This is a genomic window from Pseudomonas sp. PDM32 (genome assembly GCF_019219225.1).
Taxonomy (GTDB): Bacteria; Pseudomonadota; Gammaproteobacteria; order Pseudomonadales; family Pseudomonadaceae; genus Aquipseudomonas; species Aquipseudomonas laurylsulfatiphila.
Genome location: NZ_JAHUWE010000012.1, coordinates 91,223 through 114,841, shown reverse-complemented (window position 1 = coordinate 114,841; position 23,619 = coordinate 91,223). Strand labels below are relative to the sequence as shown.

The 23,619-nt window shown below is 61.1% G+C and carries 18 protein-coding genes; 7 read left to right on the top strand and 11 right to left on the bottom strand.

Annotation, left to right across the window (positions count from 1 at the left end; genetic code table 11):
- Window positions 1-310: 310 nt before the first annotated feature.
- Window positions 311-2,671: a DNA polymerase II gene (locus KW846_RS22280; RefSeq protein WP_218485524.1), complete on the top strand. Its 2,361-nt coding sequence runs from the start codon at window positions 311-313 to the stop codon at window positions 2,669-2,671.
- Here the strand turns inward: KW846_RS22280 and KW846_RS22275 are convergent.
- Window positions 2,636-3,106 carry a DUF1810 domain-containing protein gene (locus tag KW846_RS22275; RefSeq protein ID WP_116581565.1) on the bottom strand — a complete coding sequence of 157 codons (471 nt, stop codon included), beginning with the start codon at window positions 3,104-3,106 and terminating at the stop codon, window positions 2,636-2,638. The two genes, KW846_RS22280 and KW846_RS22275, sit on opposite strands and share 36 nt — an antisense overlap.
- Before the next feature lie 25 nt (window positions 3,107-3,131).
- Window positions 3,132-3,953, bottom strand: coding sequence for an aldo/keto reductase (locus tag KW846_RS22270; RefSeq protein WP_218485309.1), 822 nt, complete (start codon window positions 3,951-3,953; stop codon window positions 3,132-3,134).
- Between the two features lie 219 nt (window positions 3,954-4,172).
- Here KW846_RS22270 and KW846_RS22265 point away from each other — a divergent pair, with 219 nt between their 5' ends.
- From KW846_RS22265 to KW846_RS22255, 3 genes are all read left to right on the top strand, one after another.
- Window positions 4,173-4,922, top strand: a complete 750-nt coding sequence (locus KW846_RS22265) for a hypothetical protein (protein WP_218485307.1) — start codon at window positions 4,173-4,175, stop codon at window positions 4,920-4,922.
- Window positions 4,923-5,141: 219 nt separating this feature from the next.
- Entirely contained in the window at window positions 5,142-5,927 is a 786-nt protein-coding gene (locus KW846_RS22260; protein WP_007976821.1) for a sulfite exporter TauE/SafE family protein, read from the top strand.
- Between the two features lie 247 nt (window positions 5,928-6,174).
- The gene (locus KW846_RS22255) at window positions 6,175-6,726 is read left to right on the top strand and encodes a DUF4174 domain-containing protein (protein WP_218485305.1); all 552 of its coding nucleotides are present in this window, start codon (window positions 6,175-6,177) and stop codon (window positions 6,724-6,726) included.
- 143 nt (window positions 6,727-6,869) lie between these two features.
- Here the strand turns inward: KW846_RS22255 and KW846_RS22250 are convergent, their stop codons facing one another.
- The 6 genes from KW846_RS22250 to KW846_RS22225 all read right to left on the bottom strand — a co-directional run bounded on the left by KW846_RS22250 (window position 6,870) and on the right by KW846_RS22225 (window position 17,682).
- Window positions 6,870-9,182 (bottom strand): autotransporter outer membrane beta-barrel domain-containing protein, encoded by a 2,313-nt coding sequence (locus KW846_RS22250; protein WP_218485303.1) that lies wholly within the window; start codon window positions 9,180-9,182, stop codon window positions 6,870-6,872.
- A gap of 97 nt (window positions 9,183-9,279) precedes the next feature.
- Window positions 9,280-12,873 (bottom strand): ATP-binding protein, encoded by a 3,594-nt coding sequence (locus KW846_RS22245; protein WP_218485301.1) that lies wholly within the window; start codon window positions 12,871-12,873, stop codon window positions 9,280-9,282.
- 2 nt (window positions 12,874-12,875) lie between these two features.
- Complete coding sequence (locus tag KW846_RS22240) at window positions 12,876-13,499, bottom strand: response regulator transcription factor (protein WP_218485299.1); 624 nt, start codon at window positions 13,497-13,499, stop codon at window positions 12,876-12,878.
- Window positions 13,500-13,680: 181 nt separating this feature from the next.
- The gene (gene ampC, locus KW846_RS22235; RefSeq protein WP_371321775.1) at window positions 13,681-14,790 is read right to left on the bottom strand and encodes a class C beta-lactamase; all 1,110 of its coding nucleotides are present in this window, start codon (window positions 14,788-14,790) and stop codon (window positions 13,681-13,683) included.
- Between the two features lie 176 nt (window positions 14,791-14,966).
- Window positions 14,967-16,310, bottom strand: a complete 1,344-nt coding sequence (gudD, locus tag KW846_RS22230) for a glucarate dehydratase (protein ID WP_218485295.1) — start codon at window positions 16,308-16,310, stop codon at window positions 14,967-14,969.
- 25 nt (window positions 16,311-16,335) lie between these two features.
- Complete coding sequence (locus KW846_RS22225) at window positions 16,336-17,682, bottom strand: MFS transporter (protein ID WP_218485293.1); 1,347 nt, start codon at window positions 17,680-17,682, stop codon at window positions 16,336-16,338.
- 280 nt (window positions 17,683-17,962) lie between these two features.
- On the opposite strand from KW846_RS22225, the gene KW846_RS22220 reads away from it, so the two are divergent.
- Window positions 17,963-18,673, top strand: coding sequence for a FadR/GntR family transcriptional regulator (locus tag KW846_RS22220; protein ID WP_218485291.1), 711 nt, complete (start codon window positions 17,963-17,965; stop codon window positions 18,671-18,673).
- A 146-nt stretch (window positions 18,674-18,819) separates the two neighbouring features.
- On the opposite strand, the gene KW846_RS22215 is transcribed toward KW846_RS22220, so the two are convergent.
- Window positions 18,820-19,731, bottom strand: coding sequence for a DMT family transporter (locus KW846_RS22215; RefSeq protein WP_218485288.1), 912 nt, complete (start codon window positions 19,729-19,731; stop codon window positions 18,820-18,822).
- A gap of 96 nt (window positions 19,732-19,827) precedes the next feature.
- Here KW846_RS22215 and KW846_RS22210 point away from each other — a divergent pair, with 96 nt between their 5' ends.
- Entirely contained in the window at window positions 19,828-20,691 is an 864-nt protein-coding gene (locus tag KW846_RS22210) for a LysR family transcriptional regulator (RefSeq protein WP_218485286.1), read from the top strand.
- 121 nt (window positions 20,692-20,812) lie between these two features.
- Here KW846_RS22210 and yegQ read toward each other — a convergent pair whose 3' ends face one another.
- Complete coding sequence (gene yegQ / locus KW846_RS22205; RefSeq protein WP_218485284.1) at window positions 20,813-22,138, bottom strand: tRNA 5-hydroxyuridine modification protein YegQ; 1,326 nt, start codon at window positions 22,136-22,138, stop codon at window positions 20,813-20,815.
- Between the two features lie 159 nt (window positions 22,139-22,297).
- On the opposite strand from yegQ, the gene KW846_RS22200 reads away from it, so the two are divergent.
- Window positions 22,298-23,359: an AI-2E family transporter gene (locus KW846_RS22200; RefSeq protein WP_007976839.1), complete on the top strand. Its 1,062-nt coding sequence runs from the start codon at window positions 22,298-22,300 to the stop codon at window positions 23,357-23,359.
- On the opposite strand, the gene KW846_RS22195 is transcribed toward KW846_RS22200, so the two are convergent.
- Entirely contained in the window at window positions 23,356-23,547 is a 192-nt protein-coding gene (locus tag KW846_RS22195) for a hypothetical protein (RefSeq protein WP_007976842.1), read from the bottom strand. The two genes, KW846_RS22200 and KW846_RS22195, sit on opposite strands and share 4 nt — an antisense overlap.
- Window positions 23,548-23,619: the final 72 nt, after the last annotated feature.

Sequence of the window (23,619 nt, the reverse complement as noted above, 5' to 3'; positions counted from 1 at the left end):
AGGTGTTTCTCCAAGCATCGAAGCTATCTACGTACGAGAGGCGTGTAACCTGTCATATATGAGCGGTGAGGTGGATGGGGAAGTACCTGTCAAAGCGCATCCACACGGTTGTAAAATGGCGTCTAGAATTGCGAATAAGCATCAATTTAGAGTTTCTCTAAGTCTTGAGGCTATCTACGTACGAGAGGTATTTGACCTGTCATATATGAGAGGTTGAGCGGGGTGGGGCAGTAACTGTCTAAGCGCATCCACGCGGCTGCCTAATGGCGGGTAGAATTGCGCCTCTGTATCAATTTGGAGGTTTGCAGTGGTGGATCTACAGCAGGGCTTCGTCCTGACCCGGCATTGGCGCGACACCCCGGCCGGTACGGAAGTCGAGTTCTGGCTGGCGACCGACAGCGGTCCCCGGCGCATCCGCCTGCCTTGCCAGCCCTCGGTGGCGTTCATCCCTGCTGCGCAGCGTCTGCAGGCCGAAAGCGTTTTGCATGACGAGAAGAACGTCGAGCTCAGGCCCCTGGCCCTGCAGGATTTCGACCATCGCCCGGTTCTCGGGCTCTACTGCCAGCAACATGGCCAGTTGATGCGCCTGGAAACCGCGTTGTGCCGGGCCGGCGTCGAAGTGTTTGAAGCTGACGTGCGCCCGCCGGAACGCTACATGATGGAACGCTTCATCACCGCGCCGGTGCGCTTCAGTGGCACGTCGAATGCCGAGGGCCTGTTGCTCGACGCACAGATGAAGCCCGATCCCGACTTTCGGCCGAGCTTGAAACTGGCGTCCCTGGACATCGAGACCACGGCCCAGGGTGAGTTGTATTCGATTGCCCTGGAAGGCTGCGGCGAGCGTCAGGTGTACATGCTAGGCGCACCCAATGGCGACGATAGCCAGGTGGATTTCCAGCTCGAGTACTGCGATTCGCGGACCCTGCTGCTGAAAAAGCTCAACGAATGGTTTGCCCGGTTCGACCCCGACGCGATCATTGGCTGGAACGTCGTGCAGTTCGACTTGCGCGTGCTTCACGAACACGCCCGGCGCCTGGCGGTGCCGTTGAAACTGGGGCGTGGCGGCGAGGAAATGCAGTGGCGCGAACATGGCAACGGCAACCATTACTTCGCTTCAGCCGCTGGCCGCCTGATCATCGACGGTATCGAGGCCCTGCGTTCGGCGACCTGGAGTTTCCCCTCGTTCAGCCTGGAAAACGTCGCGCAAACCCTGCTTGGCGAGGGCAAGTCCATCGACAACCCGTACCAGCGCATGGACGAAATCAATCGCATGTTCGCCGAGGACAAACCGGCGCTGGCCAAATACAACCTCAAGGATTGCGAACTGGTCACGCGGATCTTCGCCAAGACCCAGTTGCTCACCTTCCTGCTGGAGCGGGCCAGCGTCACCGGTCTGCCGGCCGATCGCATGGGCGGTTCGGTGGCAGCGTTCACCCACCTGTACATGCCGCTGATGCACCGTCAGGGTTTCGTTGCGCCGAACCTCGGTGGCAAGCCACCTCAAGCCAGCCCGGGCGGTTTCGTCATGGATTCGCAACCGGGGCTGTATGAATCGGTGCTGGTGCTCGACTACAAGAGCCTCTATCCGTCGATCATCCGCACCTTCCTGATCGACCCCGTGGGACTGATTGAGGGGCTGAAGCATCCGGATGACAGCGAATCGGTGCCGGGCTTTCGTGGCGCGCGCTTTTCTCGCACCCGGCATTGCCTGCCCTCCATCGTCGCCCGGGTCGCCGAAGGCCGGGAAACCGCCAAGCGCGAACACAACGCACCGCTGTCCCAGGCACTGAAAATCATCATGAACGCGTTCTATGGGGTACTCGGCTCCAGCGGTTGTCGCTTCTTCGATACGCGCCTGGCGTCGTCCATCACCTTGCGCGGGCACGAGATCATGCTGCGCACCCGCCAGTTGATCGAGGCCCAGGGGCATGCGGTGATTTATGGCGACACCGACTCGACGTTCGTCTGGCTGCGTCGCGCCCACGGTCAGCAGGAGGCGGCACAGATCGGTCAGGCGCTGGTGGCGCACGTTAACCAGTGGTGGCGCGAGCATGTGCAGCAGGAATATGGCTTGCAAAGCGTTCTCGAATTGCAGTTCGAGACCCACTACAAGCGCTTTTTGATGCCGACCATTCGCGGCGCCGAAGAAGGCAGCAAGAAGCGCTACGCCGGACTGGTGACCCGTGCCGATGGCAGCGACGAAATGGTCTACAAGGGCCTGGAAACCGTGCGCACCGACTGGTCGCCGCTGGCCCGGCAATTCCAGCAAGAGCTGTATTCGCGGATCTTCCTGCGCAAGCCCTATCAGGATTACGTGCGCGACTACGTGCGCAAGACCCTGGCCGGCGAGTTCGATGACCGGCTGGTTTATCGCAAACGCCTGCGCCGCACCCTCGATGACTATCAGCGTAACGTCCCGCCCCACGTACGCGCGGCGCGCCTGGCCGATGAGTACAACGACAGCCAGGGTCGCCCGCGGCAATACCAGAACGGCGGCTGGATCAGCTACGTGATCACCGTCGCCGGCCCCGAACCGCTGGAAGTGCGCAGCGCGCCCATCGATTACGACCACTACATCACCCGACAACTGCAACCGGTGGCGGACGCGATACTGCCGTTTGTCGACGACGACTTCTCAACCCTGATTGGGGGGCAACTGGGCCTGTTTTGAGTCCATCAGCGACAAGGTCCAGTCATCCAGGATGCCGTGGAAGTACTGGTTCAAGGCTTGCTGGAAAAGGCTGTCGGCGGCATCGACTTGGGCGAACAGGGTCATCGAGGAGTGAAATTTCAGGTCGTCGGGATGACCGAAAATCCCGGCCACCGAGCGCTCCCGGATGTTCAGCACTTCCTGGGTGCAGGTGCGCAGGCGGGCGCCGAGCAACGGATGCTCAAGGTAGGCCAGGGCCTCCTCTCGCGAGCGGATGGCAAAGCGGCGCGACATCTCGCTGCCGCCGAGCCCGGCAAACTGCGGAAAAATGAACCACATCCAGTGGCTGCGCTTGTGTCCGTTGTTCAGCTCGTCTTGCACCCGGTCGAATACCGGGTCCTGAGCCTGGAGAAAGCGTTGCAGATTGAACGGGTCCAGGTGGTCGGTGCTTCTCATGGCGAAGCTCTCTGACTGCGTTGGCTCAGACCATGGCCAGCCGCTGTTTGCGTTGTGGCGCATGAAACGCGTGGTCCAACGCCTCCAGATCCCCGGGTTCAAGTCGCAGTGTGGCGGCCTGGGCATTGAGCCGCACATGCTCGGGCCGGACCGCTTTGGGGATGGCGATCACGCCGTCCTGGCGCACTATCCATGCCAGCGCTACCTGTGCTGGCGTCACGCCGTGCCGGGCGGCCACCTGCTTGAGCGTGGCATTGGCGAGCATTTTTCCACCCTGGCCGATCGGGCAGTACGCCATGACCGGCAGTCGCTGCTGTTGGCTCCAGGGTAACAAGTCAAATTCTATGCCGCGCTGCTCCAGATTGTAGAGCACCTGATTGGTGGCGCAGGCCGGGGCGTCCAGTTCCAGCAGGTCGTCGAGGTCGAAATTGGACACGCCCCAACGCCCTATCTTGCCGGCTTCGCGCAGGCGCTCGAAGGCGTCGACGGTTTCCTCCTGTGGATACTGGCCGCGCCAATGCAGCAGATACAGATCGATGTAATCGGTGCCGAGCCTGCGCAGGCTGCGCTCGCATGCCTGGGGAATGCCCTGGCGGCTGGCGTTGTGCGGGTACAACTTGCTGACCACGAAAACGCTGTCGCGCTGGCCGGCGATGGCATCGCGGACCACTTCCTCGGCGCCGCCTTCGGCGTACATTTCAGCGGTGTCGATCAGGGTCATGCCCAGTTCGATGCCCAGGCGCAGTGCCGCGACTTCTTCCCTGTGCCGTGAGCGGTCCTCGCCCATCTGCCAGGTGCCCTGGCCAATGACGGGCACCTGGGCGCCAGCCAATTGAAGCGTGCGCATGCAAACCTCCTTTATGAATGCCGATGGTTATTTCAGTGGGCACCAGAATAGTCCATCGGTTCCCTCGCCGGGGTTGCCGCAGGCTGCGATCTATTGAGCTGCACCGCACCGGTGATCGATTGGTGCGCTCCGATACTGCACTTTTTCGAAATGTCCGGCTCTATCCATGGCAGCCTGCGGCGATCCCCACCGTCGGCCCATGCCCAAGTTCAACAACCCATGGCTCGAGTTTCACCCGCGAACAGCACAAAAATCCGCCGTCATTGCCTGCTGCTGGCAGGTCTGTCGATGTTCTTCGTTACCGGTTGCAGCCAGCAGCAGGGCGGCGACATCTTCACCCAGATGCGCGAAGGCCAACCCCAGGAGTTCCTGCAGACCAGTGTCGACCGCATGGCCACCCTGACCATGCGCGACAACCTCGACAGCCTTTACCTGCTCATGGGCAAGCTCTACCTGCGCAACCCCGATGAGCTGAAAAAGTCCGGTTTCCTCGATGCCCGTACGGCCGGCAAGCAAGTGCGCATGGCCATTGAACAGCAGCAGCCATTACCGACCTTGGGCGGCAAGAAGGACCTGGCGGCCCTGCGTTTTGCCATGAGCCCGGAATTTCTCGGCGATCGGGTCGGGGCGTTCATCTACGCCATCGGCAGCATGCTGGTGACCGCCCATGGCAATCGCACCGAGTTCTACATGACCGATACGATCAACCCGGTATTCGTCAGCAATGCCGCACGCAACATCGAGATTGCCACCTGGATCCTCAGCCAGCGACAAGACAAGCAAGGCCAACCCCTGCTGTTTTCCAACGAAATCTCGGAGGAGGGCAGCAACCTGAGCTTTGCCGTCGAGTTCGGCAAGATCGTCGCCCGCCTGGACCTGCTGACCCAGATGCTCGACGAACGCTACCGGCGCATCGGCCTGAACTATGCCCAGAGCCTGGTGTTCCTGAATTTCCTGCCGGTGCAGTGAGCACGACACATATTCCCCTGTGGGAGCGGGCTTGCTCGCGAAGGCGTAGTGTCAGGCAGCGTCAATATTGACTGACCCACCGCTTTCGCGAGCAAGCTCGCTCCCACAGGGTTGCATGATGGTTCCGGAATAAAGATAGATCGCATCGATATAACTGGTTATAAGAAAAATCGCTATGCTGCGGGCCAGATTTCCCCTGCGATCTTTGTGGACGTATCAATGGATTTAGTGAACATCGGGTTGGTCGTGGCCGGGTTGGTGGTTGGCTTTATTGTCGGCATGACTGGCGTCGGTGGCGGGTCGCTCATGACCCCGATCCTGCTGTGGTTCGGTATCAACCCGGCGACGGCGGTCGGTACCGATTTGCTCTACGCGGCGATCACCAAGTCCAGCGGCGTACTGGTTCACCGAAAGAACAACAACATCGACTGGGCGATTACCGGTTGGCTGACCCTTGGCAGCGTGCCGGCGGTGGCACTGACGTTGTGGTTCCTGAGCAGCCTGCACTCCAGCCCCGATGCGATGAACGCGATCATCAAGCAGGCCCTCGGCTTTGTGTTGTTCGCCACGGCACTGGCGATCCTGTTCAAGAAGCGTCTGCTGGATTTCGCCCACAAACGTGCTGGCGGCCACTACAACCCCAGCGGCTCGCGCCTCAATGTCCTGACGGTCATCACTGGCCTGGTCCTCGGCACCATGGTCGCGCTGACGTCCATCGGCGCCGGTGCACTGGGCACCGTGGCCCTGTTCATTCTCTATCCGATGCTGCCGACCCGCCGCCTGGTCGGCACTGAAATCGCCCACGCCGTGCCGCTGACCCTGGTCGCCGGCCTCGGCCATGCCAGCATGGGCAACATGGACTGGCACGTCCTGGGTTACTTGCTGGTGGGTTCGTTGCCGGGGATTTACCTGGGCAGCCACCTGACCGGGCGCATCTCCGACGAACTGCTGCGCCCTTGCCTGGCGACCATGCTGTTGCTGATCGGCTACAAGCTGGCGTTCTGATTCAATTCGTTACGCCGACCTCCTTCGCGGGTGCAATGCCCAGTCGGTGCCTGTCCGGGCACCCTTGCGACCCGCTTGATCCTTGATCTGCCTTGAACTTTGTAAGTCCTGAGATGACCCCGAGTTGTTGCGCAATGACCGCCCTGACCTAAGCTTGGGACAAGGCGAGAAAATTTGCGGTACGTCACCCGGAACGATCGCCGCGATGCGCAATCATTAGAGCGTGGATATCAAAAAGGAGATGCGCATGCTCATCAGGTCACTGACCATGGCTATCTTGCTGGCGATTGCCGGCACCTCGTTCGCCGCCGATGGCGACTCACCGCTGGACATGGACAAGGGCAGGGCACGACCACTGATTGTCATCGCTCCAAGCACTGTGGATCCGACTTGGGTCAGCCTGAAAAAGTCACTGGATGAACCAGCCAACCGCAAGGGTTTCACCGACCGCAACATGGTGCTCTACACCGTGCTCAACCTGATGGGCCAGCGCGACGGCAAAGACCTCGGACCGCAGGATACGGCGGCGCTGATCCGCTCGCTCAAACTGGGTGCCGGTGCCAAGACCAAGGTGATTCTGGTCGGCAAGGACGGCGAAAAGAAACTGGAACAATCGGACACCATCAAGCTGGACGAGATCTTCAGCGCAGTCGATCAACTGCCGGCGGCCGAGAAAGAATTTACCGCGACAGTGGCCGCTCCCGTCGCTGAAGCCGAGCCGGCGGCCAAAGGCGCCAAGTCCGGGAAAAACAGCAAACCGGCCAAACCCACCAAGCCGCCGGAAATGCCGGATGATTGATCCGGCCCTGAATCCTGGTGGTAAGCAATTAACCTGTGGGAGCGAGCTTGCTCGCGATGGGGACCTGACATTCAACAGTTATATTGACTGTTACGACGCCATCGCGAGCAAGCTCGCTCCACAGGCTTTTGGTCGGCTTACGTTTACCAGCTGTAGCGATAACCCACGGTAGCCGCCCAAGGCTGTTCGATATCACTGCCGTTGGTGTAGCCGGCCTCGACAATCAGGCTGTGTTGCCCAGCCATCGATACCCTCATCCCGCCACCGATTTCCGCCCTTGAGCCCGGCAGACGGCTGTCGAGTTTTGCGCCGTTGACCTTCACGTGACTGTCGCCCGCATGCTCGGTAATCCACGCGGCCTTGGCGTAGGGTTTGATCGCGATGCCGTTATCCAGTTGCACTTCGCGACCGAACAAGCCGCCGACATGGCTTTGCAGCGATTTCATCGAATCCTGTTCCACGTCCAGACCATTGCTCGCCGTGTAGCGGCCACCACTGATGCGCGCTGCTTGCAATCCTGCCTGGGGTTCGACAAACCAGCCCTGGCCCAGGTCGATAGCCTTGCCGACTTGAACGTCAGCGCTCACGGCATGGTTCCTGTAATGCGCCTTGACCGGCTCACCCAGGTTGCTGGTGATGTCGATGTCGTTGTCTAGGCGGCTGTACTTCAGCGCGCCATCGAGATACAGCCCGCTGTGATCCAGATAGCTGGCATAGGCGCCGATCGTGGTGCTGTCGATGCTGCTTTTACTGGCCTCACCGAAATCCTGATGTCCCTGACCCTGGCCGATCAGGCCGCCGACATAGAGTGTCCCGTCGGAGAGTGGCAGGGCCTTGTCGGCACCGATTTCCAGGCCGTTGACCTGTTGCTGGAACGCGCGGCTGGCCCCCGTGTCCAGGCGTTGTTCGGTGCCATAACCGCGGGTCCACAGACCACCCTTGTCCTTGCCTGAGCGCAGGTCGCCGAAATGGCCGGTGGTGGCGCTCATTTGAGCACTGATCAGGGCTGCACCGGCAGTTTGGTTGGCGACAGCGGCGTTGGCGCCTTTGCTCAAGACTTCAGACTGCGGCAGGCGAGGAGGCTGGACGGGGCTGATCGGCTCAGCAGGGTTCACAGGAAAAACCGGTTCGACCGGCGGCTGCACCGGTGGCTCGACAGGAGGCTGCACCGGCGGCTGCACGGGTGGCTCGACAGGAGGCTGCACCGGCGGCTGCACGGGTGGCTCGACAGGAGGCAGTACCGGCGGCTGCACGGGTGGCTCGACAGGAGGCAGCACCGGCGGCTGCACGGGTGGCTCGACAGGAGGCAGCACCGGCGGCTGAACGGGTGGCTCTACTGGCGGGGTGACGGGATCGATCTCGGCCAGGTTGGCCAGGTACCAGTCGTTCCCTTGTTGATGCAGCTGGTAGCGATAAGCCCCGGCGTCAACAGTCTGACCATACAGGGTGAAGTTGCCGCTGCCACCATTGCCATCGACCAACATCAGTTTCTGTAACGCACTACTTGGCGCGCGACCGGAGTCGGCAACGATCAGTGTGTGGGTGTCGCTGAGCGGCCCCTGGACCCTGATCAAGTCACCTTGCAGGGCTGCCAGGTCGGTGTTCATCAGGAAGCTGCCGTTGCCGCTCAGTGGACCCTCGAAGGTCAATACATGGAAGCCGCTGATTTCCGGGCCGGCGAAGTTGACCTGACCGTCGATGTGGCTGGTTTGACCGAGGGTTGCATCCCCCTTCAGTTGCAGCAGGCCGCCCTGATTGATCGTTGTCTCACTGGCGCCGGCGCGGTCGGCCAACACCATGACGCCACCCGTGTTGACCGTTGTCATGCGCACGGAGGTGCCGGCCGCGATATCCATCCTCGCGCCTTGATTGACCACCGTATCGGAGGCGGAGGCCGAATCGAGGACCGACAACACTCCACCGTTGTCAACGGTCGTCTGCCGCGCATTGCCGTTTTGATAGACCGTCATTTCAGCGTTGCCGATGCGGGTGTTTTTGGCCGTGGCATCCATGTACAGATACATTCTGCCGGCGTCGAGCTGCGTGTCGCTGACCACCGCGTTTTGCGCGACCTCGAAATCGCCGCCATCGACACGAGTGCTCAATGCCGTGGCCGAGCCGACGATGACCATCGTGCCGCCACTCTTCACCACGCTGTCGAATGCCGTGCTGCTGTCTTGTGCCATCAGCCATCCGTCGCCGATGACATGTGTGCCCTGCGCCGCGCCGGAATCCCGGAGGTCGATCACACCGTTGCTCACGGTACTGTCACTCAATACGCCGCCAGTGCCGACATGGAACGAGGAGCCATCGTCGATCAACACGTTGGCCTGTGGAGAAACCAGGCAGGTGATCCTGTCGCAACTGGCGGCATTGGCCAGCCCAGGCGTACCTCCCAATACCAGCAACGCTCCAGACACCGACTTCCAGGACAATCGCACACGCAACGCAAACATAGTGATCCGCCGCCAACAGGGAAAAGAGAAGGCGAATTCTGCGCAGGCGTGAGGGTTGGGTAATGTGGGCGAATCCCAAGTTTCTGTAGGAATCGTCCTACAAGCTATCGCTGTCGATGACGCGCTGAATGTGCGCCTGCAAACGCTTCATCTGGCAAGCGAAGGCCTCGAACAAAGGATGCACCTCCTGTTGCGTGGTCGTTGCCTCACAGCCTGATTCCAGTTGTTCGCAGGCACCGATCAAAGGCGCCGCATGAATGATCCGCGCGCTGCCGAGTATTTTGTGGCAATGCCGGCCCATGGCACTGAAGTCGCCCGCGCGAAACAGGTCCTGCATGGCGTCGAAATCTTCCTGGTTGGTGCGCAGCACGGTCGTCAACAACTGGCGGGTCATGAGCGCATCGTCGGCGGTAATGTCGGTGACCCTGGACAGGTCGAAGCACGGTGCGGTGGCCTGGCGTGTTCGTTCGGCCTCGTGCAGGTAACGTTCCAGCGCGCTGCGGGTCAGCGGCTTGAACAGGCAAGCGTTCATCCCGGCGTCGAGGCATCGTTGGATTTCCTCAGGCTGGGCATTGGCGGTCAGGCCCACCACATGGGTCGGTGTGCGACCTTCGGCCACTTCGATGGCGCGTAACCGACGGGTCATCCTGTCGCCGTTGAGCAGCGGCATGCTGCAGTCGGTGATCAGGTAATCGAACGTGTCCAGGCGCCAGAGATTGAGGCCTTCCAGGCCGTTTTCGGCGCAGGTGACGCGCAGCCCCAGGGATTCAAGCTGGCGCTGCAACACCACGCGATTGAACTCGTGATCCTCGACAATCAGCACGTTGCGCCGCGGTAGCGTCGGCAATGGCAAGGCATCGACCGGCGATGGCAGGTCGCCTTCGCTGACTGGCGTCACCTGCATCGTCAGGGTAAAGCACGAGCCTTGGCCCGGGGCGCTGGTGCAGTCCAGGTGGCCACCCATCAGTTGGGTCAGTTGTTGACAGATGGCCAGGCCCAGGCCGGTACCGGTCTGCAGTTCGGAATCAGGGTCGGCAAACTGGGTGTAGGGCCGGAACAGGTGCTGGCGTTGTTGTTCGTCCATGCCGATGCCGGTGTCTCGCACCCTCAGTTGCAGTTGGGCGAGCGGCGTATCGCTTTCAAGGCTCAGCTCGACGGTCACCGTACCCTGTGTTGTGAATTTGATGGCGTTGCTCACCAGGTTGGAGAGGATTTGCCGAAAGCGCAGTGCATCGAGTTGCACCGCGAAGTCCGGTCCATGGCTGACGAACTCCAGTGCCAGGTTTTTCTGTTGGGCGAGGCTGGCGAAACTCTGCAGCACTGTGCGCGCCAGGCGTTGCGGATAACCGCTGGCGCTACGTAACTCAAACTGCCCCGACTCGATTTTCGACAGGTCGAGAATCTCGCCAATCAGCTCCATCATGCCGTTGGCGGATTTCTGCGCGATGTCGATCAGTTCGGCTTCGGCGTTTTGTTCGGGCTGATGCTCGCGCAGCAGTTCGAGCACACCCACCAGCGCACTCATGGGGGTGCGAATTTCGTGGCTCATGACCGCCAGGAAATGGCTTTTGCCGCGATTGGCCGCCTCGGCCTGTTTTCTGGCCTGGATCAGCGCGTGTTGCAAGTGGTGTTGTTCGGTCAGGTCGATCCAGCCACCAATGACCCCGGTCATGGTGCCATTGGAATCGCGGTATGGCAGTGCCCAGTGGTACACGTGGTGTTTCCGGCCTTTGACTCTCATGGTGAAGTTGTCGAAGGATGGTTCCCCGCTCTCAAGGGTCGCACGGTGAATCCGCTTGTAACTGTGGGCGTCGTCGAGGGGCAGGATGCCGGCTTCGATCAAGCCTTTGTTCAGCACCCGATCCAGCTCGACCTGCATCGTTTGCAGGTAGGCACGGTTGCAGGTCAGCAGCACGCCTTTGCGGTCGCGGACGTAGATCGGGTGTGGCGTGCCGTCCACCAGCACCTTCATGAACTCCAGTTGGTCGTTCAAGGCTCTTTGTGCCTTCCGGCGTTCGGCGATTTGCCGGCGAAGTCCGAAATTCCAGGCAAGCACCACCAGCAGCACCAGCACCATCCCCAGCACCGCTCGAAAGAACCAGTTCTTGTAGGCGCTCCAGCCACCGTGGCTTTCCTGTGGGTTCTGCCAGCGGCTGGCCAGGTCACTCAATTCATCGGGCGAGATGTCGAGCAGCGCCTTGTCGAGGATCGAGACCAGTTCGGTGTTCTGTTTGCCGCTGGCAAAGGCGATCAGCGCGGGTTGCGCGCCGAGCACCGAGTCGATTTGCAACTGGCCACGGAAGAACCGGTCGATCAGGTAGCCGGCGCCCAGTTGTGGCTGAATCACGCCTTCGACCTGACCTTCGGCGAGCAATTCGTAAGTCTCGATCGGTGTATCGACTTCGACCACCTTGATGTCGGGCCATTCGCGTTCGAGCCAGTTGGCCGCCGCGGAATCCTTGATGATTGCCACGGACTGCCCCTTGAGCCGGGCCAGGCCTTCATGCTCGGGCTGCACCCGGGTGACCAGCACGAACGGGTTGATCATGTAGGGCCGGGAGAACGCCAGCTGTTCATCGCGTCGTTCACTGTAGGTCAGCGCGGCGATCAGGGCGGGCGGGTCGCGCTCGGTGCGGCGGATCATGGCTTGCACCGATGAAACCTTGCGCGGGCGGAACACCAGGCCGGTACGGTCGTTGATCATCTCCAGCAGGTCGGCGGCCATGCCACGCATCTGATCGTGGGAATCAAACAGGCTGAAAGGCGAATACAGGTCGTTGGCCAGCACTTCGATCTGCGGATGGTCCTTGATCCATTGCTGCTCGATGGCGGTCAGCTGCAAGCGGTTGTATCCGAGCCCCGGGTTGGCGCCGATGCCCCAGCGGCGGGCGATGACGATGCGCTCCTGGGGCGTAATGCTTGCCAGCGCGCTATTGAGCAGGGTCAGTAGTCGGGTGTTCTGGCGCTGCAGGGCGAAACTGAACCCCAGGCCTTCGGAGTCGCGCTGGATGGTCTGTTTCAGGCTCTGTTGGTAACTGCGCTCGAGCAGATGCTGTGCGGAAATCGCGTCGGTGAGCAGCACCATGCCTTCGCCATAGGCCACCATGCCGAGGCCGTGCTGGGTCGATTCGACGGTCTGCACCGGGTGGTCGGGAAACAGCGAAATCACCCGATCCTGTTGAATCCAGTCCGGATCGAACAGCACCGTGGTGCCTGCTGGCAGTTCATTGTTCATCCAGTGGGTGCCGAAGCGGCTGATCAGCACGGCCTGGTCATAGGCGTAGGGTGCGCTCAGGCGCAGGTCACTGTACTGCGTTTCCAGGTGATTGATCCGCGGCACCAGATCGATTTCGCCCCGTTGCAATGCGCTCAGCGCATCGGACTGACGGGCATAACGTTCGACGTGCACACGTACGCCCAAGGTTCGCGCCAGCAAGTCGAGGTAGTCGGCCGACAGGCCTTCGTAGTCCTTTTGATTGGCCGTGATGTCCAGTGGTGGGTGGTCCGGCAGATAGACGCCGGCGCGCAAGACGTCCTTGTGGTCCAGCCAATGGCGCTGCGCGGTGCTGAGCGACAGGTTCATGTCGCTCGTGGTCGCACGGCTGAGCAGCGTCAGGGGATCGGCGCGGGCGGTCAGGGCCACCAATATCAGGCCGAGTACTCCCGACAGCCGCAGGAACAGTCGAATCATGGTCAGGTCAGGTCGTTGCGTTTGGCGAACTCGATCAACTCGAGCAAATTGCTGGCGTTGAGCTTTTGCATCAGGCGGGTCTTGTAGGTACTGATCGTCTTGTTGCTCAACAACATATCGTCGGCGATCTGCTTGTTGCTCAAGCCTTGGGCCAGGCCGTGCAATACCTTGAGTTCGCGCCGGCTAATGCCGTTGAGCAGTTGCGCATCGTTGCGGGCGAAATCGCTGTGGCGCACCGAGTTGAGCGTACCGACCGGAAACCAGGATTTGCCACTGGCTAGCGCCTTGAGCGCCGTCACGATCTCCACCGGGTCATCGACCTTCGACAGAAAGCCTGCTGCGCCGGCCCGCATGCATTGCGCCGCATACGCCTGGCTCTTGAGTCCCGTGTGGACCAGGACATGAGCCGGACTGCCGCCGATGCGCAGGCGGTCGATCACCGCCATGCCGTCGAGCTGCGGAATATCCAGGTCGAGCACTATGGCATCGGGTTTGAGCTCGAACGCCTTGCTCAATGCGTCCACACCGTTGTCGCACTCGCCGACAATGACATGGCCTTCACGGGCCAGAATCATCCCGATCGCCATGCGCACGACGGCGTGGTCATCGACCAACAGCACTTTCATGGATCAATCCTCATGTCCTGTTTCAGCATAGTCCCGCCACTGCCAAGGATTCGGCAGACCTGATGCATGGCCAGGTGAAGCAAAAAAGAGGCGCGAATCCTACTTGGTTCGTGTGGGTATGCAAGGTTGGACGACAGGGTAAACCTGCAGGAGCGAGCAAACTCGCTCCTGCAGGTAGGTGTTATCGGGAAAGGGCGCTCAGAATCTGATGCGCAATCCTGACCCGCTGCGCATTCGGGAAGTTTTTGTTGGCCAGCATCACGATACCGATGTCCTTCGATGGCACGTACGCCACGTAAGCACCAAAGCCACCGGTTGAACCTGTCTTGTTGATCAGCACGTTCTGCGGCTGCGCTTGTGGCGGATTCAGCCACTGGACTTCATGCGCCTGCATGGCCATCGGCGTGGAGTTGCCGTCCAGCAAGCGATCCAGTGTGATCGGGTAGCGATACATCTCCCAGCCCAGGCCCTGGGTCATGTCGCCAACGCTGTAGTAGGCGCTATGAGTCAAGGCGATGGCTTGCTGCAACGGCTTGTCCAGAGACGCCGGCTTCATGTTTGCGCCGACGTAGGCCAGCAAGTCAGAGGCGCTGGTTTTCACCCCGTACGCCTCGGAATCCAGCGCCCCCGGAGTGACCCGCACCGGCTTGCCGTCCTTGTTGTAGCCCTGGGCGTACAGCGCCATCTGGTCCTGCGGCACATGCACATAGGTGTGCTTGAGGCCCAGTTTCGGCAGCAGGGTTTTTTCCATCAGGTCATCGAACGGCTGGCCCATGCTGTGGGCGGCGAGGTAGCCGAACAGGCCGAGGCTGGGGTTCGAATACAGGCGGTGGCTGCCGGGGGCGTAGAGCGGTTTCCATTGTTTGTAGTAGTCGAGCATTTTGTCGGCCGAATCAGATTCGGCAGGAAATTGCAGCGGCAAGCCGCCGGCGCTGTAGGTGCCCAGTTGCAGCACGCTGATGTGGTCGAAAGCGCTGCCGCGCAACTCCGGCAGAATCTGGCTGGCCTTGTCCGACAGTGACAGCTTGCCCGTGGCCTGGGCGTAGGCGGCGAGGGTGGCGGTGAAGGTTTTGCTGACCGAGCCGATTTCGAACAGGGTGTCTTTTGTGACTGGGCTGCCGGTTTCTTTCGAGGCGACGCCATAGTTGAAGTAGTGCGGTTGGCCGTTGACGGTGACCGCCACGGCCATGCCGTGGATACCTTCGGCCTGCATCACCGGTTGTACAGCGGCGTTCACCAGCGTCTCGATTTGATCCTGTGCCACGCACTGGCCTGCGGCGAATATCGCCATGCCGGCGGCGATGGTTTTCAGCCTGTCCATGTGGGTTTCATCCGTCGTTGATTCAGTTGCGCGCCATTTTAGGGGGTTAAGCGCCAGGCTCCGAGCGCTTTTTAAAGCGGCCGCCAACAGGCGGCCACGCGCAACCCTTGAATCAACTCACTTGGCGATTCAACCCACTTGGCGTTTCAACGCACCAGGCACGGCCGCTTGTTGTCGAACGTCCAGCCCGGAATCAAAAACTGCATGGCCACGCTGTCATCCCGAGCCCCCAGGCCCATGCCTTTGTACAGTTCATGAGCCTTGGCGACCTGATCCATGTCCAACTCGACCCCCAGCCCCGGTTTCTGCGGCACCTGCACGCAACCGTCGACGATTTGCAGCGGGGCCTTGGTCAGGTGCTGGCCGTCCTGCCAGATCCAGTGGGTGTCGATGGCGGTGATCTCGCCCGGCGCGGCTGCCGCGACATGGGTGAACATCGCCAGGGAAATGTCGAAGTGGTTGTTGGAGTGCGAACCCCAGGTGAGGCCCCATTCGTGGCACATCTGCGCCACGCGCACCGAACCCTGCATGGTCCAGAAGTGCGGATCGGCCAAGGGAATGTCGACCGACTGCAACTGGATCGCGTGGCCCATCTCCCGCCAGTCGGTGGCGATCATGTTGGTTGCGGTTTTCAGCCCCGTGGCCCGGCGGAATTCAGCCATGACTTCGCGTCCCGAGTAACCGTTTTCCGCCCCGCACGGGTCTTCGGCGTAGGCGAGCACGCGGTGCTGATCGCGGCACAGGCGGATGGCTTCCTTCAGTGACCAGGCCCCATTCGGGTCGAGGGTGATGCGCGCATCGGGGAAACGTTCGGCGAGGGCCGTGACCGCTTCGATTTCGGCGTCGCCGCTGAGCACGCCGCCCTTGAGCTTGAAGTCCTTGAAGCCATAGCGCGCGTGAGCCGCCTCGGCCAGACGGACTACCGCCTCGGCGGTCATGGCTTTTTCGTGACGTACGCGGAACCAGTCGTTGTCGGCGTCTGGCTCGCTGCGGTAGGCGAGGTCTGTTTCGTTGCGATCACCGACATAAAACAGATAGCCAAGCATCTTCACTTCATCGCGCTGCTGGCCTTCGCCGAGCAGGGCGGCGACCGGCACATCCAGGTGCTGGCCGAGCAGATCGAGCAGCGCAGCTTCCAGGCCGGTGACGGCGTGGATGGTGATGCGCAGGTCGAAGGTCTGCAATCCGCGACCGCCGGCATCGCGGTCGGCGAAGGTCTGGCGTACCTGGTTGAGAATCTTCTGGTAGGTGCCGATCGGGCTGCCGACCACCAGGCTGCGTGCGTCTTCCAGGGTCTGGCGAATGCGCTCGCCACCCGGCACTTCGCCGACGCCGGTGTGGCCGGCGTTGTCCTTGAGGATCACGATATTGCGGGTGAAAAACGGGCCGTGGGCGCCGCTGAGATTGAGCAGCATGCCGTCGTGGCCGGCCACCGGAACAACCTGCATGCTGGTGATGATCGGGGCTTTGGCGATGTTGTGTGCGGTCATGTCGTTATCCTTTTAAACCAATGATTCAGGCGTGGTGGGGCGCTGGTTTGCCCGGTGCGGTGACGGGGGCGACCTTGGGTTTGTTGCGTGCGGCAAAGACGATGATCGCGGCGATGATCGAGGTCGCGGCCAAGCCGTAGAGTCCGCCCTGGATGGAGCCGGTGTGCTCCTCCAGCAGACCGAAGGTGGTCGGCGCGACGAAACCGCCGAGGTTGCCCACCGAGTTGATCAGCGCGATGACACCGGCGGCGATGCGTGCGTCCAGATAAGCCTGGGGAATCGGCCAGAACAGCGACGAGGCCGATTTGAAACCCAGCGCCGCAAAACAGATCGCGACGAAGGCGAAGACCGGCCCGCCGGTGGTGGACATGAACATCCCGGCAGCGGCGATCAGCAGGGCCGCGGCGACCCAGGCTTGCTGATGCTTCCACTTGGCCGACAACGAGGCGAAGGCATACATGCCGACAATCGACAGCAGCCACGGAATCGAGTTGAACATTCCGACCTGGAAGTCGCTGAGGTCGCCCATCTTCTTGATGATGCTCGGCAGCCAGAAGGTCGCGGCGTAGATGGTCAGCTGGATAAAGAAGTAGATCACGCAGAACAGGATGATCTGCCGGTCCTTGAGCAATTTGCCCAGTGACGGCTTGATCGGTGTGGCGGCTTCGCGGGCCAGTTGTTCGTCTTCGATGGCCTTGACCAGTGCGTCCTGCTCTTCGCGGCTCAGCCATTTGGCGTCGTGGGGTTTGGAATCGAGCCAGAACCAGACAAAAACACACAAACCCACCGAGAACATGCCTTCGATGAAGTACATCCATTGCCAGCCATGCATCCCGAATCCACTGATCTGCAGCAGCAAACCGGACAGGGGACCGGAGATCAGCGAGGCGATCGCCGAGCCACTGAGAAAAATCGCAATCGCCTTGCCGCGCTCCACGCCAGGCAACCAGCGGGTGAAATAGTAGATCACCCCGGGGAAGAACCCGGCCTCGGCCACTCCCAGTAGAAAGCGCAGGATGTAGAAGTGGGTTTCGTTCTGGATGAACGCCATGCCCGCGGCGACCAGGCCCCAGGTCAGCATGATGCGAGTCAGCCAGATGCGGGCACCGACTTTTTGCAGAAGGATGTTGGAGGGCACTTCGAACAGCGCATAACCGATGAAGAACAGGCCGGCGCCGAGGCCGTAGGCGGCCGCGCCAATGCCCAGGTCGTGTTCCATGTGGGCACGGACGAAACCGATGTTCACTCGATCAATGTAATTGACGATGAACATGATGACGAACAGCGGCAAGACGTGACGTTTGACTTTGGCGATGGCGGACTTCAGCGCTGAATTGGCGTCGTCGTGCATCCCGGAGACGGATGTATTCACTGCGTTTTCTCCCACTCGTTATTTTTATGCGGGGTGAAGCTGGGTGCTACGTCGTTGATAGACATCATACAACTAGGTTTTTTGATCTTGCAACCGCCTTTATCCAGTGAAATGGTGCTGTTCTAGAGGTTTGTTATTCTGGTGGTGGTGACGGATGGTCTTTTAAACGAATGAATATGGGCCGGTTGTTGAGTGTTGTCATACAAGTTTGGCGAGATTTTTCACGATTTCCGCCGGGCACGGTGCTAGGATTCGATAGCCCTGATTTCCGGACACCTTCATGCAAGAAGACCTCGAAGCACCCGCCCGCAAGCGCAGCCACAACCTGGCCCATGACCTGGTGGAGAAACTGACCCAGCGCATCCTGCTCGGCCAGATGTTGCCCGGCGACAAGCTGCCGTCGGAAAACACCATCGTTCAGGAACACGGGGTCAGTCGCACGGTGGTGCGCGAGGCGATCTCGAAGTTGCAGGCCTCGGGGCTGGTGGAAACCCGGCATGGCATTGGCACGTTCGTGATCGAGCGCGCACCGGAGCAGGGGCTGCGGCTGAATGTCGACACGGCGTTGGGGGTGCGCAGCATTCTGGAGTTGCGCATGGGCCTGGAAACCCAGGCGGCGGCGCTGGCAGCAACGCGCCGCACCGATCTGCAACTGGCGCAGATGCGTGAAGCGCTGGACGACTATCAAAACCTGCTGGCCAACAACGACAGCTGTGTCGAAGCGGACCGGCGTTTTCATCTGCTGATCGCCGAAGCCACCGGCAACGTCTGCTTCACCGAAATCATGCAGCACCTGGGCAGCGCCATGATCCCGCGCACCCGGGTCAATGCCGCCGAGCGGGGGGCCGTGGACTTGAGCAAGCTCGGCGGGTTGGCCAATCTTGAGCACGAGGCGATCCTCAATGCCATCAAGCGCCAGGACCCGGACGCGGCGCGGGCAGCGATGTGGTTGCACCTGACCAACAGTCGTGACCGGTTTTCGGCTAGCTGATAGTCAGTGACACCGCGTCATCGTTCTTCGCGAGCAAGCCCGCTCCCACAGGTTCTGGGTCGTGCTCAGGAACCGCGGCAACCATGAAACCCTGTGGGAGCGAGCTTGCTCGCGATAGCGCCAGACGTGACAGTGAAAAACCTGAATCAGACCCTGACAACCTGAACAACCACAGCCCGCCGCTCCAGATTCAACGCCAGCACACTCGCCAACACCACCAGCCCACCGACCACGATCATCAACGTCGGCCGTTCGCCGAGCGCATAGGACGCAATCACCATCGCCGTCGGCGGCGTCAAATACAGCGTCATGGTCGCCCGGCTCAAATCGACATGCGCCAGCACATAGGCCCAGGCCAGGTACGCCAGGGCACTGGGGAATATCCCCAGGGCAATCACCGCCCACTGCACGCGCATCGGCGCCAGGGCGACTTGATCCACAAGACCGGGCAGAAAAATCAACAGCAGCCCCGTACCGGACCACACCGTGTAGCACACCAGCGTCAGCCCGTCGTAACGCCCGGTGTGATGTTTTTGCAGGGCAAAGTAGAGGCTCCAGGACACCGCCGCCAGCAGGATCAGCAAGCCGTGGGCGTCAATGCTGCCCAGGCCATGATCGCCCGCCACCACGATCACCACGCCAAACAACCCGAGCAGCACACAACCCCAGCGCCACAGGCTCACCTGATCCTTGAACACGAAGCGCGCTATCAATGTGCTGAACAGCGGCGTGGTCTGGGCCAGGACGCTCGAAGCGCCAGCGCTGACTCCCTGCTGGCCGAAGTTGATCGCCACGTGATGCAGGCTCACGGCAAAGAAACCCAGGCCGAACATCAGCGGCAAGTCTCGCAGGCTGGGCAGGCGAATGCCTTTGAAGACCGCGACCACGGCCATGAACACGGAGGCCAGCAGGAAGCGCAGCAGGGCCAGGTGCACGGGGTCGTAGGCCTGCAAGCCAATATGAATGCCGGTCGGGGAGTAGCCCCAGCACGCCACGACAAACGCCATGGCCAGAATGATTTTCCAGGGTGAAACGGGGGAGGGTGTGAGCGGCGTCATGGTCGTGCACCTGTGGGCTGATGCACGGAGTATCAGAAAGCCTATCGTTCGCCACAACTGACTTATACTGCGCTAATCGTTCACTATAGGTGATGTATGGAGCTGGCACAGATTCGCATGTTCAAGACCGTGGCCGACGTCGGCAGCATTGCCCGCGCGGCTGAATTGCTACATTGCGTGCCGTCCAACATCACGGCACGGATCAAGGCCCTCGAGGCTGAGCTGGGTGTCGCGCTGTTCCTGCGCGAAGGCCGAGGGCTGCGCATCAGCCCGTCGGGGCAGACCTTCCTGGCCTACGCCTCGAAAATTCTCGCCCTGACCGCCGAGGCCAAGCGGGCGGTCGACCCTTCGGCCGAACCCTCAGGGCCGTTGCGCATCGGCGCCATCGAGTCGTCGGCCACCGGGCGGTTGCCGCGCCTACTGGCGAAATTCCACAAGCGTTTCCCGCAGGTGGCGCTGGAGCTGACCACCGGCACCTGGAGCCAGTTGCTCGACGACACGTTCAATCACAAGCTCGACGGCGCCATCGTGGCGGTGGATGTCGAACGTTCGCACCTCAAGCGCACGCCGATGTACCGCGAAGAGTTGCTGCTGATCGCCTCGACATCCCTGGGGCCGTTGCGCAGCGTGACGGACCTGCATGACAAGACGATGTTCCTTTGGCCTCAGGGCTGTCCTTACCGGGCGGCGATGGAGCATTGGCTATTGCGAAATGGGTTGGCGCTGCCGATTGTCAGCCTGGCCAGCTATGGCGCGATTGTCGGATGCGTCAGCGCCGGGGCCGGTGTGGCGCTGGTGACTAAAGGGGTTTTCGATCAATACGCCAAGGGCGCCGGGTGCGTGGCGTTTGAGTTTCCCGAACTGACGGCCATCGAGAGCCTGTTCTACTGGCACGAAAACGCCGGGGTGCACCCGGCGCGCGAGGCGTTCGTGGCGATGCTCCGCGAAGAGTTTGCCTGACGCACTACCTGTGGGAGCGAGCCTGCTCGCGATGACGGAGTGTCAGTCGCCAGCAACGTAGGCTGATACAACGCTATCGCGAGCAAGCTCGCTCCCACAGGGTTTTGTGTGTATTTGAAGGTCAGTTCACACCTACGTCCCGCATCAACAACCCAAACTGCAGATCCACCGCATCCGGTATCGGCAAATACACCGTATGCCCATCGCCCGGTGCAACGTCGATCGCTTCACCCTTGGCGTTCTGCAGCTGATGCAGATCGAAGTGGAAGTTGCCCTTGGGCGTCATCAGCTCCATGTGGTCGCCCACGCCGAAACGGTTTTTCACCTTGACCTCGGCCAGGCGATCCCGGCGCTGCCCGGTCAGCTCACCGACAAACTGTTGCCGTTCCGACACTGAGCTGCCGTTCTGGTAGTTCTGGTATTCGTCATGCACATGGCGACGCAGAAAACCTTCGGTGTAGCCGCGCTGGGCGAGGGATTCCAGGTCGCTCATCAGGCCACGGTCGAAGGTCCGGCCGGCCGCGGCGTCGTCGATGGCCCGGCGATAAACCTGGGTGGTGCGCGCGCAATAAAAGTGCGATTTGGTCCGGCCTTCGATTTTCAGCGAATGCACGCCCATCTGCGTCAGGCGTTCGACGTGCTGCACGGCACGCAGATCCTTGGCGTTCATGATGTACGTGCCGTGTTCGTCTTCGAAGGCGGGCATCTGTTCGCCGGGACGATTGGCTTCCTGCAACAGGAACACCTGATCGGTGGGTGCGCCGATGCCCAGGGTCGGTTCGGGATCGAATGTCTGCACGATCTCGCCCAACTGGTTTTCCGTGGCCGGCTGCGCCGTGTATTTCCAGCGACAGGCGTTGGTGCAGGAGCCCTGATTGGCGTCGCGCCTGTTCATGTACCCCGACAGCAGGCAGCGCCCGGAATAGGCCATGCACAACGCGCCATGCACGAACACCTCCAGTTCCATGGCAGGCACTTGTCCGCGGATCTCGGCGATCTCTTCCAGCGACAGCTCCCGCGACAGGATGATCCGGCTCAAGCCCTGTTGCTGCCAGAACTCGACGCTGGCCCAGTTCACGGTATTGGCCTGCACCGAAAGGTGGACCGGCATCTGCGGGTAGTGCCGGCGCACCAGCATGATCAAGCCGGGGTCGGACATGATCAGCGCATCGGGGGCCATGGCGATCACCGGTTCAAGGTCCTTGAGGAATGTCTTGAGCTTGGCGTTGTGCGGCGCAATGTTCACCACCACGTAGAAGCGTTTGCCCTGCGCCTGGGCCTCGCGAATGCCGAGGGCGAGGTTGGCGTGGTCGAATTCGTTGTTGCGCACCCGCAGGCTGTAGCGCGGCTGGCCGGCGTACACGGCATCGGCGCCATAGGCGAAGGCATAACGCATGTTTTTCAGGGTGCCGGCGGGGGCGAGCAGTTCTGGCGCGGTGAGGTTCATGGTGGTGTCGTCGCAAAAGCCGCGCAGGATAAACGCTCGGCACGGAGCGTTTATTGACCTGGATCCATGTCTGGTCAACAAAGAGATGGCACTCGCGCGAGCCGTAGCGGACTAAACATCAGGACGGAAGTGTTTCGTCCCGGCGAGCATGGATCGGATATGAACGAAGAAACCCTGAAAGACAGATCGCTGACCATCCTTCTGGCCCTGGTGAGCATCGCCTTCATCTGGATCCTGCTGCCGTTCTACGGCGCTGTGTTCTGGGCGGTAATCCTCGGCATCCTCTTTGCACCGCTGCAACGGCGGCTGCAGCTGAAGTTCGGCTGGGAGCGCAACCTCACGTCACTGCTCACGCTGAGCATCTGCCTGTTGATTGCGATCCTGCCAGTGATAGTCCTCAGCATCCTCCTGATCCAGGAGGGGGCCGCGCTCTACAAGAACATCGAGAGCGGCGAACTGGACATCGCCGGGTACGTGGCGCAGTTCAAGCACATCCTGCCGCCGTATTTCCAGCACCTGCTGGATCGCTTCGGCATGGGCGAGCTGAACGGTTTGCGAGAAAAAATCGTCAAGAGTGCGATGACCGGTGGACAGGAACTGGCCGCCCAGGCCTTCATTTTTGGCCAGGGCACGTTCGAGTTCATCGTCAGTTTCTTCATCATGCTGTACCTGCTGTTCTTCTTCCTGCGCGACGGCGCGGAACTGGCGCGCAAGGTGCGTGCGGCGGTGCCGTTGGAGGAACAGCAGAAACGTCGTTTGCAGCTCAAGTTCAATCGCGTGGTACGGGCTACGGTCAAGGGCAACCTGCTGGTGGCGATCACACAGGGCGCGCTGGGTGGCCTGATTTTCTGGTTCCTGGACATTCCCAGCGTATTGCTCTGGGCGGTGTTGATGGCGTTTCTGTCGCTGTTGCCGGCGGTGGGGGCGGGGATTGTCTGGGTGCCGGTGGCCGCGTTTTTCCTGCTCACCGGGGCGATCTGGCAGGGCGTGGTGCTGGGATTGTTCGGGATCTTCGTGATCGGCCTGGTGGATAACGTGCTTCGACCGATTCTGGTGGGCAAGGACACCCGGATGCCGGATTACATGATCCTGATCTCGACCCTCGGCGGCCTGGCGATTTTCGGGCTCAACGGCTTTGTCATCGGCCCGTTGATCGCGGCCCTGTTCATGGCCAGCTGGGACATTTTCATCGAAACCAAACCGCGGGTGCAGCTACCCTAGGCGCTGAACCTGCCGGACTGGCCGGTGCCGATGCGTTGCGACAGCTCACGGGCGGCGGGCAGCGAAGTCAGCGGGCCACTGATCTGCACACCGTCCTGCACCAGATACCAGCAGGCGAGCATGCCCAACTCTCTGAGCTGTGCGGGGACGGCGCTGCCGATAACGGACATGATCTGAACCTGGGACATGAAAAGTACCTCCATCAATCTGTGGAGCTACTTTAAGGTCCGGGTGCCTCGAGGAGTAATCAACGCTTTCGA